The sequence below is a fragment of the Pseudoduganella sp. R-43 genome, assembly GCF_049913255.1.
Classification (GTDB): Bacteria; Pseudomonadota; Gammaproteobacteria; order Burkholderiales; family Burkholderiaceae_D; genus Rugamonas.
On sequence record NZ_CP183988.1, the window covers coordinates 1451064 to 1468618 of the forward strand.

17 protein-coding genes and 1 riboswitch are annotated in these 17555 nt (G+C 65.3%); of the genes, 11 read left to right on the top strand and 6 right to left on the bottom strand.

From position 1 onward, the window contains the following. Positions 1-9: 9 nt before the first annotated feature. From ACN9M3_RS06795 to ACN9M3_RS06810, 4 genes are all read right to left on the bottom strand, one after another. A complete protein-coding gene (locus ACN9M3_RS06795) occupies positions 10-1128 on the bottom strand; it encodes an acyl-CoA dehydrogenase family protein (RefSeq protein WP_426321357.1) in 1119 nt (372 codons plus the stop codon). Beyond that, positions 1125-2930: an acyclic terpene utilization AtuA family protein gene (locus ACN9M3_RS06800; protein ID WP_426321359.1), complete on the bottom strand. Its 1806-nt coding sequence runs from the start codon at positions 2928-2930 to the stop codon at positions 1125-1127. Before ACN9M3_RS06800 ends, ACN9M3_RS06795 begins: the two co-directional genes overlap by 4 nt. A 164-nt stretch (positions 2931-3094) precedes the next feature. Continuing rightward, a complete protein-coding gene (locus ACN9M3_RS06805; RefSeq protein ID WP_426321361.1) occupies positions 3095-4297 on the bottom strand; it encodes a DUF4382 domain-containing protein in 1203 nt (400 codons plus the stop codon). A 168-nt stretch (positions 4298-4465) separates the two neighbouring features. Next, a complete protein-coding gene (locus ACN9M3_RS06810) occupies positions 4466-5083 on the bottom strand; it encodes a hypothetical protein (RefSeq protein WP_426321363.1) in 618 nt (205 codons plus the stop codon). 57 nt (positions 5084-5140) lie between these two features. After that, positions 5141-5252, top strand: a riboswitch (TPP riboswitch). Positions 5253-5329: 77 nt separating this feature from the next. Between ACN9M3_RS06810 and thiC the strand changes: the two genes are divergently transcribed. The 10 genes from thiC (at position 5330) to ACN9M3_RS06860 (ending at position 15696) form a co-directional block, all read left to right on the top strand. Beyond that, positions 5330-7189 (top strand): phosphomethylpyrimidine synthase ThiC, encoded by a 1860-nt coding sequence (gene thiC, locus ACN9M3_RS06815; protein WP_426321364.1) that lies wholly within the window; start codon positions 5330-5332, stop codon positions 7187-7189. After that, positions 7186-7389: a sulfur carrier protein ThiS gene (gene thiS, locus ACN9M3_RS06820; protein ID WP_426321366.1), complete on the top strand. Its 204-nt coding sequence runs from the start codon at positions 7186-7188 to the stop codon at positions 7387-7389. The genes thiC and thiS overlap by 4 nt, the downstream gene beginning before the upstream one ends. Before the next feature lie 16 nt (positions 7390-7405). Next, positions 7406-8188, top strand: coding sequence for a thiazole synthase (locus ACN9M3_RS06825; RefSeq protein ID WP_426321368.1), 783 nt, complete (start codon positions 7406-7408; stop codon positions 8186-8188). Then, positions 8185-9183 carry a bifunctional hydroxymethylpyrimidine kinase/phosphomethylpyrimidine kinase gene (gene thiD, locus ACN9M3_RS06830; RefSeq protein WP_426168992.1) on the top strand — a complete coding sequence of 333 codons (999 nt, stop codon included), beginning with the start codon at positions 8185-8187 and terminating at the stop codon, positions 9181-9183. Before ACN9M3_RS06825 ends, thiD begins: the two co-directional genes overlap by 4 nt. A 9-nt stretch (positions 9184-9192) precedes the next feature. Further along, positions 9193-9810, top strand: a complete 618-nt coding sequence (thiE, locus tag ACN9M3_RS06835; RefSeq protein WP_426321370.1) for a thiamine phosphate synthase — start codon at positions 9193-9195, stop codon at positions 9808-9810. A 17-nt stretch (positions 9811-9827) separates the two neighbouring features. After that, on the top strand, positions 9828-10457 hold the full coding sequence (locus ACN9M3_RS06840; RefSeq protein ID WP_426321372.1) for an ANTAR domain-containing response regulator: 630 nt from the start codon (positions 9828-9830) through the stop codon (positions 10455-10457). A gap of 157 nt (positions 10458-10614) precedes the next feature. Continuing rightward, positions 10615-11007, top strand: coding sequence for a response regulator (locus ACN9M3_RS06845; RefSeq protein WP_426168999.1), 393 nt, complete (start codon positions 10615-10617; stop codon positions 11005-11007). A gap of 37 nt (positions 11008-11044) precedes the next feature. Beyond that, positions 11045-12151, top strand: coding sequence for an S-(hydroxymethyl)glutathione dehydrogenase/class III alcohol dehydrogenase (locus ACN9M3_RS06850; RefSeq protein ID WP_426321375.1), 1107 nt, complete (start codon positions 11045-11047; stop codon positions 12149-12151). Positions 12152-12396: 245 nt separating this feature from the next. After that, positions 12397-14436 (top strand): M56 family metallopeptidase, encoded by a 2040-nt coding sequence (locus ACN9M3_RS06855; protein WP_426321377.1) that lies wholly within the window; start codon positions 12397-12399, stop codon positions 14434-14436. Between the two features lie 147 nt (positions 14437-14583). After that, positions 14584-15696 (top strand): aldo/keto reductase, encoded by a 1113-nt coding sequence (locus ACN9M3_RS06860; RefSeq protein WP_426321379.1) that lies wholly within the window; start codon positions 14584-14586, stop codon positions 15694-15696. Between the two features lie 42 nt (positions 15697-15738). Here the strand turns inward: ACN9M3_RS06860 and ACN9M3_RS06865 are convergent, their stop codons facing one another. Continuing rightward, positions 15739-16044: a DUF7709 family protein gene (locus ACN9M3_RS06865; protein ID WP_426321380.1), complete on the bottom strand. Its 306-nt coding sequence runs from the start codon at positions 16042-16044 to the stop codon at positions 15739-15741. A gap of 152 nt (positions 16045-16196) precedes the next feature. Here ACN9M3_RS06865 and ACN9M3_RS06870 point away from each other — a divergent pair, with 152 nt between their 5' ends. Next, complete coding sequence (locus ACN9M3_RS06870; RefSeq protein WP_426321382.1) at positions 16197-16634, top strand: hypothetical protein; 438 nt, start codon at positions 16197-16199, stop codon at positions 16632-16634. Here the strand turns inward: ACN9M3_RS06870 and ACN9M3_RS06875 are convergent. Beyond that, on the bottom strand, positions 16626-17549 hold the full coding sequence (locus ACN9M3_RS06875) for a DMT family transporter (protein WP_426321384.1): 924 nt from the start codon (positions 17547-17549) through the stop codon (positions 16626-16628). The genes ACN9M3_RS06870 and ACN9M3_RS06875 overlap by 9 nt on opposite strands. Positions 17550-17555 lie beyond the last annotated feature (6 nt).

Genomic DNA, 17555 nt, shown 5'->3' on the forward strand with positions numbered 1-17555 from the left:
AGCTTCCTTTCAGGACCAGCCGAGCTGGCGCGCAGCCAGGTCGTTGAGGATTTCTTCGGCGCCGCCGCCGATCATATACACCTTGGCGTCGCGGTAGACGCGTTCCGACACCGTGCCGCGCATGAAGCCCATGCCGCCCAGGATCTGCACCGCCTCGCCGGAGCAGGCCTGCATGGTTTGCGCCGCGAAGTTCTTCAGCATGCATACCTGCGCCACCGGCTGCTCGCCCCCATCCATGCGCGCCACGATGCTGTCGATGAAGGCGCGCGTGGCTTCGATGCGCGTCGCCATCGCCACCAGCTTGTGGCGCACGGCCTGGTGCTGCACCAGCGTCTTGCCGAAAGTTTTGCGCTGCTGCGCCCACTCCACCGCCTCGTCAAGGCAGGCTTGCGCCAGGAAGCAGGCGTGCATGGCCAGCATCAGGCGCTCGTCGTTGAAATTGCGCATCAGCAGCGCGAAGCCGGCGTTTTCCGCACCCAGCAAGTTGGCGGCCGGCACCCGGCACTGGTCGAAATGCAGTTCTGCGGTATCGGAGCACCACCAGCCCATTTTCTTCAGCGGGGTGCGCGCCAGGCCGGGCGTGTCGCCGGGCACCAGCAGGGCGCTGATGCCAGAGGCGCCAGCACCGCCGGTGCGCACAGCCGCCGTAATCCAGTCCGCGCGCATGCCCGAGGTAATGAAGGTCTTGCTGCCATTGACGATGTAATGGTCGCCATCGCGCACGGCCGTAGTCGCCAGACTGGCCACGTCGGAGCCGCCGCCCGGTTCCGTCACCGCCAGGGCGCTGATCTTCTCGCCGGCGAATATGCCGGGCAGCACACGCGCCCGCAGTGCCGCCGAACCGCCATGCACGATGGGCGGCGCGCCGATGCGGTGGCTGAACAGGGAAGCCAGCAAGCCGCCGCAGCCGGTGCGGCACAGTTCCTCGTTCAGCACCTGCAGCTGGCGATAGCTGGCTGGAATGCCGCCCTCCGGTTCCGGAAAGCCCAGGGCCAGCAGCCCAAGCTCGCCAGCCTGTTTGTACAGTGCGCGAGGGAAGGTGCCTGCCTCCTCCCAGTCGTTGACGTGTGGCCGCAGCTCCTGCTCGACGAAACGTCGCACCGTGGCGCGCAGTGCCTCTTCCATCATGTCCTCCGGCTGGTAAAGTTGGGCGGCACAGCAACCGGCATCGCCAGCAGCCACTGCGCCATGCCTTTGCCGAGCGGGTCATGGCGCAGCGACGCCATCCCGCCGCCGCCCAGAGCCTGTTCGCACACGAAGTTAAGAGCACGAATTCCAGGCAGCTCATAGCGCGTCACCGCACCGCGCACCTTGTCGGCCAGGTACGCCGCCACCGCATCCGGCGTGAGCTGCTCACGGAGCAAAGGCAGGTCGTCCGGATGGCGCGCGATCACGCCGATATTCGAGGTATCCCCCTTATCCCCGCTACGCGCCCAAGCCAGCTCGATCAGCGGCACCACGCGCCACCCCTCTCCAGTTGGGCTCGTGTCACACTTGGGGTGTGACCCCAGGGTGTGACACGAGCTCTGCCGTGCAGGGCCGCTATGCTCGAGGCCGTGTCCCTCTTGGGGACTCGGCGTCCCCGTGATGATCCCAAGGTGTGACACGGGCTGGGCCGTGGTGCCGTCGGGCAGGTGGACGATGGGCTGGAGGCGGGTTTTGGCGAGCAGGAAGGAGAACTGTTTGATGGCGGGGGATACGGCAGGTCGGCCGCCGAAGCCGGTAGTGCCGGGGGCCCAGGAGGTGCCGGCCGGGGCGATCTCGCGCGCGAAGATTTCAAGCGCGGCGCGCTGCGGGTGCGCTACCGCCAACCACATTACTGCCTGGCCGAAGCCTTCCTTCGCGCCCAATACATCGATATGGGTTGCCGAATAGTCGCCCAGGCCGGCGCGCGCGAACATCGCCCGCGTGCGCGCCAGGATCGCTTCGGCGCTGCGGCGCGCCTTGCGCCCCGCTTCGTGGCCGACCACAGTCAGTTGCGCAGCACTGCGGAAGCCGTCGGCATAGGTGGCGCTGACTTTGTAAGTCGGCGTTGGCGCCTGGCCGCGCGCACCTTGCACCAGCACGCGCTGCGGGCCTTCGGCTTGCAGGGTGACGGCGGTGAAGTCGCATACAACGTCGGGCAGCAGGTAGCGCGAGGGATCGCCAATCTCGTACAGCAACTGCTCGGCCGCTACGGCCGGGGTCACCAGGCCGCCGGTGCCTTCCGGCTTGCCCAGCACGAAGCTGCCGTCGGCGCGGCATTCCACTACCGGATAGCCGCTGTTGGCCCAATCGGGCACCTGCTCCCAGTCGGTGAACAGGCCGCCGCTGCCCTGGCAGCCGCATTCGATCAGGTGCCCGGCCAGGCTGCCGGCGGCTAACCGGTCGTAGTCGTCGGGCGCCCAGCCGAATTCGTGCATCAGGGCGCCCAGTGTCACCGCGCTGTCGACGCAGCGGCCGGTGATCACCACGTCGGCGCGTGCATCCAGCGCGGCCTTGATCGGCAGCGCGCCGAGGTAGGCGTTTGCGCTCAGCACCGTGGCCGGCAGCTCGATGCCTTCCGCATGCAGGGCGGGCAGCAGGGCAGATACATCGTCGCCTTCGACCACGGCGATGCGCGGCTCCAGCCCCTGTTCCGCCGCCAGCGCGCGCAGTGCTGCCGCGCAGCCTTGAGGGTTGATGCCGCCGGCGTTGGCGACGATGCGTACGCCGCGCGCCAGGGCGTCGCCCAGCACGTCGCGCATGACGTCGATGAAGTCGGTGGCGTAACCGAGTCCGGGCTGCTTGCGGCGCGCTGCCGCCAGCAGCGACATGGTCAGCTCGGCCAGGTAATCGAAAACCAGGTAATCGAGGTCGCCGCCATCGAGCAGCTGGCGCGGGCCGAGGGCGCTGTCGCCCCAGAAGCCTGCTGCACCGCCGATCCGGACATGGTTCCTGCCTGCGCGCACTGCGGCTCCTTTTATTAAATCAATCGATTGAATAATTCAGGATACCGCGGAAAAGCGTGCCTGTGCAAGCGTGCTGCGTTGCTGCGGCACGACGCATGAAAAAGCCCCGGCTGCCGCCAGTGGCGGGGCCGGGGCTGCAGCGTCAGCGAAGCCGACGCAGGTGCTTAAGGCACCAGGTTGAAGTTCACGTTGACCGCGTTGGCGACGTTGATGTCGACCGAGGCGTTGGACAGCGTGGTGTAGCCGGTGGCGGAGGCATCGACCTTGTACATGCCGGTTGCCGGGATCGTGCCTGCGCTGGAGAAGGCCAGCGGCAGGGTGGCGCTATAGGCGGCGTACTGCGGCGCGGCCAGCGGCAGCTTGGTGATGCTGTAGGCGCCGGTGGTCAGGTCCGCGTTGGCGTAGCGCAGGGTGACGGTCGGGCCGCCGGTAATGGCTTGCTTGGCCGAGACCAGGGCCGATTCGGTGGCGCTGGCCGGGGTCAGCGTCGCGGTGCCGCTGATCGAGCCCATCAGGCTGGTGTTGGCCAGGGTGAAGGGCGCGCCGGTGGTGCTGATCGGAACCATGCCGGTGGTGGAGGTCACCGGCACGCCGCCCACCACGTAGGCCGCGTGGGTGTTGGAGGTGATCACCACGTCGTAGTTACCGAGAGGCAGGCGTGGCAGCACGAATTCACCGGTGGCGCTTGGCACCGTCGCCGCCACCACGGCGCCGTTTTGCTGGGCGCTGACGGTGACGCCGTCGGACAGCGTCGACGTGGCAACGAAGCCGCTGATGCCGTTCAGGGCAGTCGGGATCACTTTAACCACCGGTTTCAGCGCGTACTTGCCATTGCCCTTGGTGACGATGGATTTGCAGGCGTCAAAGTCCATCACCAGGTCGTAACGCTGGCCCGCTTCCACGGTGAAGTCGGCATTCATCTTGATGCCGGACTGGACCGCGCTCGGGGTGTCGAGCGAGATCTCGGTGGTGGTGCCGCTCAGGACCACGGAGTTGGCAGTCGCGTTGCCGGTGTTCGGGTCCAGTACCAGGCGCACCTGGTTGTAGCGGCCTGCTGCCAGCGAGGTCTGGCCCAGTGCATCCAGGGTGCCGTTGGTCAGGTTCAGCAGATTGATTTTCTTGCCGGGCGACAGGGTGATGTCGGTCCAGCCGCTGTCGGTGTCGCTGGCGGTCGCGCTTGTGTTGACGCGAACTTTGTTGACCGTCACGTTGACGGCATCGAAGCCGCAGGCCGGTGCGTCGGTAATCGACACGCCCAGGGTGCCCATGGTCTGGACCGGCGGGGCGTCGCCGCCGCCACCGCCGCCGCAGGCCGCGAGCAAGAGGGATGTCAGTGCGAGTGGAAGCAGGGAGACTTTGGAGTTCATGGTGTTGCCTCTCGAAGTAGTTATTGGTGCTCTTCCATTATCGGAACCGAGAGGAAAAACGCTATGTGCGATTACGCACATAGTAACGAATTGTTACACTTGCAGATGGCAAGTAACTGAGCGGTTCCGCCTTGTGTTGGCGCATGGCAACACAGCCATCCCGCACTCCTATGGGCAGTTGACATTCCACGCGGTGAGCTCCGCGCGCGACGGCCGCACCGTCACGTCTACCTTGCTGCCGATATCGCTTTCGTAAGCAAGCAGGAACATGCCATCGGGACTGCGGCCCAGTGCGCGCAACTGGAAATTGCGCGAGCGCGTTGGTGCGCAACTGGTGTTGCCGGCCATGAGCAGGCGAGCGCGCTGCAGCAGTTCGCCCTGGGCCTGGATCAGGCGCAGCATGTCGATCTCGGCCAGCGGCGCGCGCAGTTCGACCATCGTGGCCGGCGGCGTGCCGCAGCTGGTGGTGTGGTGAATCCAGACATGCTGGCTGCTGTCGGCGCTCCAGCTGTCGTCGGCCTGCTGTGCGTAGCGGGTGCGCGTGACGCGGCACAGCGGCAGCACCAGGCGCACCGGCGGCGCGTCGCTGCTAGCGCTGGCAATCCATTTTCTTCCATCGTGTCCGCGCTCAATGCGCAGCGGCGGAACGGGCGCGCCCGGCGCGGTGCGCTGCATGAACTGTTCGAACGAGCGCTGCTCGGCCAGCGTTGGGGCGCGCGCATCGGCGCCTGGCGCCGCCATGGCGGCCTGCGCAGCCATCGCTGCCAGGAATACTACATATCGCATCCGGTCTCCTTTTAATGCGCACCGATTATAGATATAATCCGCTCGCTGCCGAAAGGTGGCACACGCTAGGGGTCCTGTGCGCGCGGTTCGATACCGGGTGCGCGGGTGAGAAATACCCTCCGAACCTGATCTGGATAATGCCAGCGAAGGGAAGCTTCAGGATACGCAGCGGTTGCGCCTACACGGCGCAACCGCAAGCGCAACCTAACCTCCTTTGCTGGCTCCTGCGCCAACAAAGGAGCCAAAATGAACGCCAATCCAACCTTCCTCGCCGCCCAGGCCGAGGTCGACTCCGCAGCCGTTACCCCGCTGCCGAATTCCCGCAAGATCTATGTTACCGGTAGCCGCCCGGACCTGCGCGTGCCGATGCGCGAAATCAGCCTGTCCGGCGACAACGCACCGGTCACCGTGTACGATTGCTCCGGCCCGTACAGCGATCCGGACGCCGCCATCGACATTCGCAAGGGTTTGGGCACGCCGCGCGCCGCCTGGATCGCCGAGCGCGACGACACCGAATTGCTGGCCGGCCCGACTTCCGATTACGGCCGCCTGCGCCTGGCCGACGAAAAGCTCGACGCGCTGCGCTTCGAGCTGCACCGCCAGCCGCGCCGCGCCCAGGCCGGCCGCAACGTAACGCAGATGCACTACGCGCGCCAGGGCATCGTCACGCCGGAAATGGAATACGTGGCGATCCGCGAAAACCTGCGCCGCAAGGAATACCTGGCCGGCCTGCGTGCCCAGGGCGAGAAGGGCCAGCGCATGGCCGACCTGCTGGGCCGCCAGCACCGTGGCGAATCGTTCGGCGCCGCCATCCCTGAGGAGATCACGCCGGAATTCGTGCGCCAGGAAGTTGCCCGCGGCCGCGCCATCATCCCGGCCAACATCAACCACCCGGAACTGGAGCCGATGATCATCGGCCGCAATTTCCTGGTCAAGATCAACGCCAATATCGGCAACTCCGCCGTGACCTCCTCCATCGGCGAGGAAGTGGAGAAGATGACCTGGGCCATCCGCTGGGGCGGCGACACCGTGATGGACCTGTCCACCGGCAAGCATATCCACGAAACGCGCGAATGGATCGTGCGCAATTCGCCGGTGCCGATCGGCACCGTGCCGATCTACCAGGCGCTGGAAAAGGTGAACGGCAAGGCCGAAGACCTGACCTGGGAAATCTTCCGCGACACCCTGATCGAACAGGCGGAGCAGGGCGTCGACTACTTCACCATCCACGCCGGCGTGCTGCTGCGCTACGTGCCGCTGACGGCCAACCGCATGACCGGCATCGTGTCGCGCGGCGGTTCGATCATGGCCAAGTGGTGCCTGGCGCACCATCAGGAAAACTTCCTGTACACGCACTTCGAAGAGATCTGCGAAATCATGAAGGCCTACGACGTGAGCTTCTCGCTGGGCGACGGCCTGCGTCCCGGCTCGGTGTGGGATGCCAACGATGCGGCGCAACTGGGCGAGCTGAAAACCCTGGGCGAACTGACGCAAATCGCCTGGAAGCACGACGTGCAGGTGATGATCGAAGGCCCTGGCCACGTGCCGATGCAGCTCATCAAGGAGAACATGGACCTGCAACTGGAGCAGTGCAGCGAGGCGCCGTTCTACACCCTGGGCCCGTTGACCACCGATATCGCGCCGGGCTACGACCACATCACCTCCGGCATCGGCGCGGCGCAGATCGGCTGGTACGGCACCGCCATGCTGTGCTACGTGACGCCGAAGGAGCACCTTGGCCTGCCGAACAAGGCCGACGTCAAGGAAGGCATCATCACCTACAAGATCGCGGCTCACGCGGCGGACCTGGCGAAGGGCCATCCGGGCGCGCAGATCCGCGACAACGCGCTGTCGCTGGCGCGCTTTGAATTCCGCTGGGAAGACCAGTTCAACCTGGGCCTGGACCCGGACCGCGCGCGCGAATTCCACGACGAGACCCTGCCGAAGGATTCGGCCAAGGTGGCGCACTTCTGCTCCATGTGCGGCCCGCATTTCTGCTCGATGAAGATCACGCAGGAAGTGCGCGAGTTCGCTGCCAAGGGCATGCAGGAAAAATCGATCGAGTTCGTCAAGGGCGGCGCGAACATCTACCGCGAGCAAGCATGATCGAGATTGAACTGAATGGCGCCGCGCATGCGGTGCCGCCGCAGCAGACGCTGGACCAGCTGATCAATTCGCTCGAGCTGACCGGCCAGGCGCTGGCGCTGGCGGTCAACCGCCAGGTGGTGCCGCGCCAGCGCTGGCCGCAGGTCGCGCTCAACCACAACGATAAAGTAGACATCGTCCGCGCCATCGGCGGGGGCTAAAAAGGGGAGACTGCAAATGCAAGACAAACCATTGGTTATCGCAGGCAAGGAATACAACTCGCGCCTGCTGGTCGGCAGCGGCAAGTACAAGGACCTGCCGCAGACCCGCGAAGCCACGCTGGCTGCGGGCGCGGAAATCATCACGGTGGCGATCCGCCGCGTCAACATCGGCCAGGACCCGCACGCGCCCAGCCTGCTGGACTATGTGCCGCCGCACGAATTCACCATCCTGCCGAATACGGCCGGCTGCTACACGGCGAAAGACGCCGTGTACACGCTGCAGATGGCGCGCGAGCTGCTGAACGGCCACAAGCTGGTCAAGCTGGAAGTGCTGGGCGACGAGAAGACCCTGTTCCCGAACATGCCGGAAACCCTGGTCGCGGCGCGCGAACTGGTGAAGGACGGCTTCGACGTCATGGTCTACTGCAGCGACGACCCGATCCAGGCGCGCATGCTGGAAGACATCGGCTGCTGCGCGGTGATGCCGCTGGCGTCGCTGATCGGCTCCGGCATGGGCATCCTGAATCCGTGGAACCTGTCGCTGATCATCGAACAGTCGAAGGTGCCGGTGCTGGTCGATGCCGGCGTCGGCACCGCCTCCGATGCAGCGATTGCCATGGAGCTCGGTTGCGACGGCGTGCTGATGAACACCGCCATCGCCGCTGCCGGCGACCCGGTACGCATGGCGCGCGCCATGAAGCTGGGCGTGCAGGCCGGCCGTGAAGCCTTCCTGGCAGGCCGCATGCCGCGCCGTTTCGCCGCCTCGCCTTCGTCGCCGACGGCGGGGAGGCTCGCATGAGCGACCGGCCCTGCGTGCTGGTGTTTTCCGGCGCCGATCCTTCGGGCGGCGCCGGCATGGCGGCCGATATCCAGGCCATCACCGCGATGGGGGCGCATGCGCTGCCGGTGCTGACTGCCATCACGGTGCAGGACAATAACCGCGTGCATGCGGTGATGCCGGTGGCTGCGGATGTTGTGCTGCAGCAGGCGCGCGCGCTGCTGGCGCAGGTGCCGGTGGCGGCGGTGAAGATCGGCATTCCGGGCAGCGCGGAAAACGCGCAGGCCATCGCCATGCTGATCGGCGAGCTGCGCGCCACGCATCGCGCGGCAGCCGGCGCGGCGCCGGGCTGGGCGCAGCGGCTGTACAGCGATCCGCCGGTGGTGCTCGATCCCGTGCTGCGCAGCGGTCACGGAGATGCGCTGGGCCGCGACGATGCGGTGCAGGCGCTGGCGCCCTTGCTGCCGCTGGCAACGCTGATCACGCCGAATGGACCGGAGGCGGCAGCCCTGGCTGGCAACGCGGCGCGCTATCGCGCTCCCGTTCGCGTGGGCGCCGCGGCGGAGTCCATGATGGCCTCCATGGCCGCCGCGCCGGTTGCTGGCAGCGCGGAACCGTACGATGAACCCGGCCCGGAGCGTGGCGAAGTGCCCGCCCGCGCGGCGCCTGGCGTGCCGCGGGCATGGCATGGCACTGCCCATGGCAATGCACTGGCCCATGCCCGCGCGCTGCGCGCCCTGGGCTGCACCCACGTGCTGGTGACCGGCGGCCACGACGAAGACAGCGACGTGGTGGTCAACCGCTGGCTCGGGCCGGACCGCCAGCAGAACTGGAGCTGGCCGCGCCTGCCCGGCGGCTTCCACGGCAGCGGATGCACGCTGGCCGCCGCCACGGCAGCCCTGCTGGCGCTGGGCAATACCATGGCACAAGCATTAACCAAGGCGCAAGGCTACACCCAGCGCGCACTGGCCGCCTCATATGCGATCGCACCCGGCCAGCGCATTCCGCAGCGATAAGGAGAAATAATGCAAGGACTTTACCTGGTGACCCCGAATTGGGACGACACCGACAAGCTGCTCGAGGTCACCGAGCAGGCCCTGCGCGCCGGCGTCGCGCTGCTGCAGTACCGCCACAAGGACGCCAGTGCCGCCCTGCGGCGCGAGCAGGGCGGGGCGCTGCGCGAACTGTGCCACAAGTACAGCGTGCCTTTCCTGGTCAACGACCACGTGGCGCTGTGCCGCGAACTGGGCGCCGACGGCGTGCACCTCGGCGGCACTGATGCACCGCTGGCCGAGGTGCGCGCTTCGCTCGGCCCCAACAAGCTGATTGGCGCTTCCTGCTACGGCGAGCTGGCGCGCGCCCAGGCGGCACAGGCGGCCGGCGCCAGCTATGTGGCGTTCGGCGGCTTTTATCCATCGAAGGTGAAGCAGTACGCCGTCACCACCCAGCCTTCCATCCTGCGCCATGCGCGCGAGGTGATCAGCGTGCCGCTGTGCGTCATCGGCGGCATGACGCCGCAGAATGCCGCGCCGCTGGTGGCCGAGGGGGCGCAGCTGGTAGCGGTTATCACCAGCGTCTACCTGGCCGAAGATGTAGCGGCGGCAGTGCGGCAGTTTCAGTCTATAATTTGTCCATTAGCATAACCATAAGGTTGACGCCGATGAACGCCCAGACTCCGCAAAAGCGCCTGATCCTGATCGTCGATGATGACAAGATCCTGACCGAGTTCCTGGGCGAATTGCTAGCCCGCGCCGGCTACGACACCATGCTGGCGCATTCATCGGACCAGGCCTTGTCCCTGATCGCCGAGCGCGAACCCGACCTGGCCCTGCTCGACATCCACATGCCGGGCATGTCGGGCCTGGAGCTGGCCAAGCAGCTGAACCGCAACACCACGGTGCCTTTCATGTTCCTGTCCGGCCGCGGCGACGCCGACGCCGGCAAGCAGGCAGCCGCCTACGGCGCCGTGGGTTTCGTGGTGAAACCTGTCGACGAGCACCACCTGATGCCGGCCTTCGAGGCCGGCCTGGCGCGCGCCGACGAAATCCGCCAGTTGCGGCGCACCGAGATCAACCTCAACGCGGCGCTGGCGGCCGGCCGCGAGACCAGCCTGGCCGTCGGCCTGTTGATGTGCAAGTACCAGACCGACCGCAACACCGCCTTCGAAGTACTGCGCGACCACGCCCGCTCCAGCCGGCGCAAGATCAATGAAGTGGCCGACCAGCTGCTGGCCGCCGAGGAAATGTTGAATGGCTTGCATGCAGCGTTTAACGCACGCCTGAAAAAATAAGACTTTCCGCAGGCCATCTTCTTGCATTAGACTATTGCGGTGGGCCCCGACTCGCCCGCCGCAACACCCTTCAGCGGCCGCCACTCCTTCGCGGCCCGGCAATATCCTTCGGCCCAGCTCCGCCGACCATTCCCCCTGCAGTGCGGAGAACCGCTTCATGAACATGTCCTTTGATTTGCATCCGGCGCCACGGGTGCTGCACGTCGATCACGATGAAGATAGCGCCGTGGTCCTGGCGACCTTGCTGGCGCCCGAAATCCACGTGGTGCATGCCGCCAGCTTCGACCAGGCGCAAAGCCAGTTGCAGCAAGGCGAATTCGCGTTGCTGGTGATCGATCCCGACCTGCCCGACGGCGATGGCCACGCCCTGATCCGCTCCATGCGCCAGGCCGAGCAAGACATTCCGGTGCTGCTGTATTCGGCCAGCCAGCCGATGCTGCACCACCAGGCCCACGCCTTCCTGCCCAAGCCCTGGACTTCGCCGCGCCAGTTGTGGCGCACCGTGTCGCACATGCTGGGGCTGGAGTCCATGCTGGCGGTGAGGAGTTAGGCTATGCTGTCGTCTTTATCACATTCGGAGTACCGGGATGAAGACGAGAGCAGCAGTTGCATGGAAGGCGGGCGCGCCCCTGACCATTGAAGAAGTGGACCTGGACGGGCCACGCGCGGGCGAAGTACTGGTGGAGATCAAGACCACCGGCATTTGCCACACCGACCACTACACGCTGTCCGGCGCCGATCCGGAAGGGCTGTTCCCGGCCATCCTCGGCCATGAAGGCGCAGGCGTGGTGGTCGACGTCGGGCCGGGCGTCACATCGCTCAGGAAGGACGACCACGTCATCCCGCTGTACACGCCGGAATGCCGCCAGTGCAAATTCTGCCTGTCGCGCAAGACCAACCTGTGCCAGGCGATCCGCGCCACCCAGGGCAAGGGCCTGATGCCGGACGGCTCCAGCCGCTTCTCGCTGGACGGCAAGCCGCTGTTCCACTACATGGGCACGTCCACCTTCTCCAACTACATCGTGGTGCCGGAGATTGCGCTGGCCAAGATCCGCCCCGACGCGCCGTTCGACAAGGTGTGCTACATCGGCTGCGGCGTGACCACCGGCGTCGGCGCCGTGCTGTTCACCGCCAAGGTTGAAGCGGGCGCCAACGTCGTGGTGTTCGGCCTGGGCGGCATCGGCCTGAACGTGATCCAGGCGGCGAAGATGGTCGGCGCCGACAAGATCATCGGCATCGACATCAACCCGGCGCGCGAAGCGATGGCGCGCCAGTTCGGCATGACCCACTTCATCAACCCGCGCGACGTGGAGAACGTGGTGGACGCCATTGTGCAGCTGACCGATGGCGGCGCCGACTACAGCTTCGAATGCGTCGGCAATACGCAGCTGATGCGCCAGGCGCTCGAGTGCTGCCACAAAGGCTGGGGCAAGTCGATCGTGATCGGCGTGGCGGCGGCGGGGCAGGAGATCTCCACCCGTCCGTTCCAGCTGGTCACCGGCCGCCATTGGCTGGGCTCTGCTTTCGGCGGAGCGCGCGGCCGCACCGACGTGCCGAAGATCGTCGACTGGTATATGGAAGGCAAGCTCAAGATCGATGAGCTGATCACCCACACCCTGCCGCTCGATCGCATCAACGAAGGCTTTGATCTGATGGAACGCGGCGAATCGATCCGCTCCGTGGTCGTCTACTAAACCTCTACAGTCCGTGGCTTCGGCCGGTTGGGTCAGACCCTCGGGTCTGACCCAGGTTTACCGGTTTTAAGCATCCTGGAACAACAAATCTGCATTCTGTCGCACTTCGCATGCCGCCGTGGCGGCGCGCGGCTACATTGGCTCCAGAGCACTTGCATCCCGATCTAGACAAAAAGTTCTAGACATAAAGTTCTAGATCATTTAATCTAGTTTGCAAGGACACCATCAAACCGGAGCCGCCTGCCATGAGCAACCTGCTGAACGCCGTCATCCCCGCCCTGGGCTGGTCCCTGCTGCACTTCCTGTGGCAAGGCTTGCTGATCGGCTGCGTCGCGGCGCTGCTCCTGCACGCGCTGCGCAACGCCAAGCCGCAGGCCCGTTACCTGGTGGCTTGCATCGCCTTGTTCCTGTGCGCCGCGCTCCCGCTGGCCAACTTCGCCTGGCGCCTGGCCGACGCCGCCGACACCGGCTACGTGCTGCCGGCCCCGCTGGAAGCCGGCGCCATCGCCGCCATTCCCGGCGTCGCCGACGGCCAGGGCGCCGAAACAGCCTTGGTCGACGTCGACGCCATGGCCTCCTGGGAATACCTGCTGCGCCGCCAGATGCCCTGGCTGGTGCTGCTGTGGGCCGCCGGCGCCGCGCTGATGACGCTGCGCCTGTCGCTTGGCCTGCAGTGGGTGCGCACCCGCACCCTGCCCAACCATTACCACGCCGACGCCACCTGGCAGGCGCGCGCCACCGCACTGGCGCAGCGCATGGGCATTCGCCGCCCGGTGCGCCTTGGCGTATCCGACGATGCGCTGGAAGGCCCGATCACAGCCGGCATCCTGCGCCCGATCGTGCTGCTGCCGGCCTCGCTGGTCAGCGGCCTGCCGCCCGATTTGCTGGAAGCCTTGCTGGCTCACGAGCTGGCGCATGTGCGCCGCCACGACTACCTGGTCAACCTGGTCCAGAGCGGCATCGAGATTTTCCTGTTCTACCACCCCAGCGTATGGATGCTGTCGCAATGCATCCGCCGCGAACGTGAACAGATAGCAGACGACTTGGCAGCAAGCACGCTCGGCGAACCGCGGCGCCTGGCACTTGCACTTTCCGAGCTGGATAAATTCCAGTTCACCACCAATCACTTTGCCGTTCCCGCGGCAAACGGAGGAGACCTCATGTCCCGAATCAAACGCCTGATCCGTCCCGATGCACAGCCACTGAGCTGGAAGATGGCGACCCCGCTGTTAGGAATTTTTGCTGCCTGCGCCGCCTTGTATGCCCACGCCATGCCGCAAGCAGTATCGCTCCCCGCCGCCAGCGCTGTTGCGGCACCAGCGCCCGCCGTGGCAATGCACGTCACCGATGCCGACGACCAGCACGACGTCGAGCCCGCGCCGCCAGCTCCGCCAGCACCTCCTGCTGTCGCTGCGCCGCCAGCTCCGCCAGCGCCGATGGCTGCAGTCCTGGTTCCGCCCAAGCCGCCGAAACCGCCAAAGCTGCCGAAAGAGCTGCGGGATATCGAGAGCCACAACTACTTCTCCATCGATGACGGCAGTCGCAGCGCCTACGCCTATGTGCGTGACAACAACCAGAAGCTATCGGTGACCAACTTCCACGGCGCCCCCAGCGACCTGGCTGCGCTGCGCAAGCTGCACCAGGAAACCAAGGGCGAATTCATCTACGTGCGCAAGGATGGCAAGTCCTATGTCATCCAGGACCCGGCCCTGCTGGGCAAGGTGCGTGAGTTGTGGAAGCCAGCCGAAGCACACGGCAAGCTCATGGAAGAGCAGGGCAAGTTGATGGACGTCCAGGGCAAGCAGGTAGAAGCCATGAGCGACAAGATCGCAAAAGAAGCCGAAGCCGCCATGGGCAGCAAAGAGCAGCAAGCGATCGAGCGCGAGCTGGAGCGCCAGATGGAGCTGCCCGCGCGCCAGCAGGAACGCATCGCCCGCGCCATGGAAAAAGCCAGCCGCAAAATGGAAATGGCCGACGACAAGACCCGCGCCCAGCTCGAACGCGACCTGGAAGGCTTGCGCAAGCAGATGGAGCCGCTGTCGGAAGAGATGGCGCGCCGCGGCAGTGAGATCGGCGCCCGCCATGCCGCGCTGGCAGCACGCCAGGCGCCAATGGCCGCCATGCACGCCCGCATCGCCGAAGCGTCCCGGCCCCTGGCCGAAATGGGCCGCAAAATGGGCGAGCTGGGACGCGAACAGGGCCGCCTGTCGCGTGAAGCCGATAAAGCCTCGCGCGCCCTGATCGACGAAGCCATCAGCAACGGCAGCGCCAAGCCCCTTATGTAATAAAAGTCGGGGTCAGGTCTGGCAATCCGCCATCTTTTTCGCATGGCGAAAAAGATGGCGGATTGCCAGACCTGACCCCGACTTTCATTTCCATGGTATTGTTGATTTTGCATTTCCTCATTGTCAACAAATCACCATGGAGAAAGCATGTCCCTCAAACAGTATTACACCCTCGGTAATTCCGGCTTGCGCGTGTCGCGCCTGGCGCTTGGCACCATGACCTTCGGCACCGATTGGGGCTGGGGCGCCGACAAGGCCAGCGCGCGCGAGCAGTTCATGACGTACACCGAGGCCGGCGGCAACCTGGTCGATACGGCCGACCTGTACACCAATGGCGAATCGGAACGCTGGGTTGGTGAATTCGTGCGCGATAGCGGCCTGCGCGACAAGATCGTGCTGGCCACCAAGGCGTCCTACAGCAGCGACCCAGCCAACCCGAACGCGGGCGGCAATGGCCGCAAACATTTGATGCGCGCGCTGGAAGGTTCGCTGCAGCGCCTGGACACCGATTACGTCGACCTGTACCTGGTGCACGCCTGGGACATGGTGACGCAGCCGGAAGAGGTGCTGCGCACGCTGGACGATGCGGTACGCGCTGGCAAGGTGCGCCACATCGGCCTGTCGAACGTGCCGGCCTGGTATGCCAGCCGCATGCAAACGATCGCCGAACTGCGCGGCTACGAAGCATTGTCCGCGCTGCAGATGGAATACTCGCTGGTGGAGCGCGCCATTGAAGACGAATACATCCCGCTGGGCACGCGGCATGGCATGGGCGTGATGGTCTGGAGCCCGCTGGCCAGCGGCCTGTTGTCCGGCAAGTACAAGCCCAGCACCGGCGGTCAGTTCGGCGAAGGGCGCCTGCAAACCATGAGCGGCTCGAACAACCCGGCCTTCGCCAAATTCAACGAGCGCAATTTCGCGATCGTGGCGGAGTTGGAAAAGGTGGCGAACGAGGTGGGCCGCAGCATGGCGCAGGTGGCGGTGAACTGGGTGGCCAACCGTCCGGGCGTCGCAACCGTGATGGTGGGTGCGACCAGGCTGGCGCAGTTGCAGGACAATCTCGGAGCGCTGGACTTCGACTTGCCGGCGCAATTGCGCGAACGCCTGGATGCGGTCAGCGCCAAGGCGGCAGGCTATCCCTACACCTTCTTCACCCCGGGCATGCAGACCATGCTGTCGGGCGCGGCGCCGCTGGGCGACAAGCCGGGCGGATACCGGGCGCCGGTGCGCATCAGCGGCCCCGCGGCAGGCGTGCAGTAAAAATATCTGGACGTCCGTCACTGGCAACGGTGCGGACAGCGCTCAGGCAAAGTACTGCGCCGCCAGGGTGCCGACCAGACGGCGCCCCTGGTTGTCCCCTGCGATCCATTCTTCCGGGGGGAACAGGTCGAACAGCCCGACCTTGGCGACGGTCGGGATGGCCGCCGCGAGTTCTTTCTCAATCTCGCCACGCTCTCCGGCGTTGTACAACTCGATGTTGCGCAGCATCGTTGCGACGGTGCCGGTTTGTACCTTGCTGCCGTCTTTTAACTGCACCAGCGGCAGGGACTCGCCGTCGGCGAGGATCTTCTGGTTGATAGCAGCAAGCTCGTTTTGCGTGTTCATCATTGCTCCTTTGGTTTGCATGAAGCGCATATTCGCATCTTCAGGAGCGCCTTCAAGGCCCGGGCCCCCAACTTGGCGGTTTCCCGACAAGATGTGGCGAAAATCCTGCATTCAGTACAATGCAGGCACGATGAACCGCGAGCAAATGCTAGAGAATGAGCAAACTTAAAGACGATATCCTGTCGGGAGATGCGACCAGGGTCTGGTCGAGTGCATGCGCGATTATCAAGCTGCGCGACAGCGCAGAACTGGATGCACTCGCTTCGATTCTCGACGAGATTGCGGCCAGCACGAAGAAGCTCTCGCTTGGGGGCGTGGTGTTCCCCAACGATAAACACCTGCAGTTTGCCCTTCGAAAGCTGCGTTTTCACCGTGACGGAGAAGGGTGCCTGTGCCGCCTTTATCCCGAATACCTGATGTTCGACCCGAATCAGGAGCAAGCCGCTGGGAATGTGCGCATCGAAAGAATCACCTACCTCGAAGGCAACTGGGTCGACTTTTACCGGTGTTCATGCTCTGTTTGTGGAACCGCCTTCAAGGTCGAGGAGCGCGAATACCACTATACCTGGTGGGGCTGGCGTATCTCACAGTAACTTGATGACTGCCACACCGGCCAGCAGCAGCACGACGCCCGTCAAGCGCAGCGCGGAAACATCACGCTGCGGCAGCCGGAACCAGCCAAGACGGTCGACGAAAACTGACGCCACTTGCTGTCCTGCCACCGTCAAGCCGACTGCCGCCGAAGCGCCGATGACCGGGATTGCGGTGAAAACGGTGGTCACGTAGATCGCGCCGGCGAAGCCGCCCAGCCAACCCCACCAGGGCATGGCAGGCAGTCCTTGCAGCGTGGGCGCCGGTGCGCGCAGTACCGTGGCCGAGAACAGCAGCGTCACCGTCATCGCCAGGGTGGCGACGAGAAAGCTCACGGCGCCGACCACGAACGGTGCACCAAGGTCATGCCGCAGCAAACCGTTCACCACGCCCTGCACCGGAAGGACCGCCCCGGCCAGCAGCGCCAGGACAATCCAGCCAGCCTTGCCCGCGACAGGCTGCGACTGCTGGCCCGACTGGCCCTTCACGATGATGGCGGCACCTGCCAGGATGGCCAGCATGCCGATGGCAAGCGGCGCATCGATTGTGCGCGGCGTGCCGCCCGCCAGTCCGGTGACATCGAGCGCAAATGACGCCAGCATCTGGCCCGCAATGAACAGGCCAACCGATACGATCGCGCCTAGGCGAGGAAACAGCAGGATGGTGGAGACGACATAGAAGGCGCTCGCCACGCCGCCGACCGCATGCCACCAAGGCACGCTGGGGAGGGCAGCGACGGCGGTCAATGTTCCAGTGAGCAAGGCAAGCACCAGCAGCGCAAGCGTGCCGACCGAGAGTTGCAGCGTAGTTGCCGCAAAAGGACTGCCGGTTGCTTTGGACAGTTGCGCATTGGCGCCCGCCTGCACGGCGAGCAGGCCGCCGGCTAGGAGCGAAGCAGGGATCAATAGGGTTTCCATGGGTAG

Coding starts and splice junctions, on each gene's coding strand:
- ACN9M3_RS06795 (WP_426321357.1), bottom strand. CDS start 1,128: ATGATGGAAGAGGCACTGCGCGCCACGGTGCGACGTTTCGTCGAGCAG.
- ACN9M3_RS06860 (WP_426321379.1), top strand. CDS start 14,584: ATGTCCCTCAAACAGTATTACACCCTCGGTAATTCCGGCTTGCGCGTG.
- thiC (WP_426321364.1), top strand. CDS start 5,330: ATGAACGCCAATCCAACCTTCCTCGCCGCCCAGGCCGAGGTCGACTCC.
- ACN9M3_RS06825 (WP_426321368.1), top strand. CDS start 7,406: ATGCAAGACAAACCATTGGTTATCGCAGGCAAGGAATACAACTCGCGC.
- ACN9M3_RS06810 (WP_426321363.1), bottom strand. CDS start 5,083: ATGCGATATGTAGTATTCCTGGCAGCGATGGCTGCGCAGGCCGCCATG.
- ACN9M3_RS06845 (WP_426168999.1), top strand. CDS start 10,615: ATGAACATGTCCTTTGATTTGCATCCGGCGCCACGGGTGCTGCACGTC.
- thiS (WP_426321366.1), top strand. CDS start 7,186: ATGATCGAGATTGAACTGAATGGCGCCGCGCATGCGGTGCCGCCGCAG.
- ACN9M3_RS06805 (WP_426321361.1), bottom strand. CDS start 4,297: ATGAACTCCAAAGTCTCCCTGCTTCCACTCGCACTGACATCCCTCTTG.
- ACN9M3_RS06875 (WP_426321384.1), bottom strand. CDS start 17,549: ATGGAAACCCTATTGATCCCTGCTTCGCTCCTAGCCGGCGGCCTGCTC.
- thiD (WP_426168992.1), top strand. CDS start 8,185: ATGAGCGACCGGCCCTGCGTGCTGGTGTTTTCCGGCGCCGATCCTTCG.
- thiE (WP_426321370.1), top strand. CDS start 9,193: ATGCAAGGACTTTACCTGGTGACCCCGAATTGGGACGACACCGACAAG.
- ACN9M3_RS06850 (WP_426321375.1), top strand. CDS start 11,045: ATGAAGACGAGAGCAGCAGTTGCATGGAAGGCGGGCGCGCCCCTGACC.
- ACN9M3_RS06855 (WP_426321377.1), top strand. CDS start 12,397: ATGAGCAACCTGCTGAACGCCGTCATCCCCGCCCTGGGCTGGTCCCTG.
- ACN9M3_RS06870 (WP_426321382.1), top strand. CDS start 16,197: ATGAGCAAACTTAAAGACGATATCCTGTCGGGAGATGCGACCAGGGTC.
- ACN9M3_RS06865 (WP_426321380.1), bottom strand. CDS start 16,044: ATGATGAACACGCAAAACGAGCTTGCTGCTATCAACCAGAAGATCCTC.
- ACN9M3_RS06840 (WP_426321372.1), top strand. CDS start 9,828: ATGAACGCCCAGACTCCGCAAAAGCGCCTGATCCTGATCGTCGATGAT.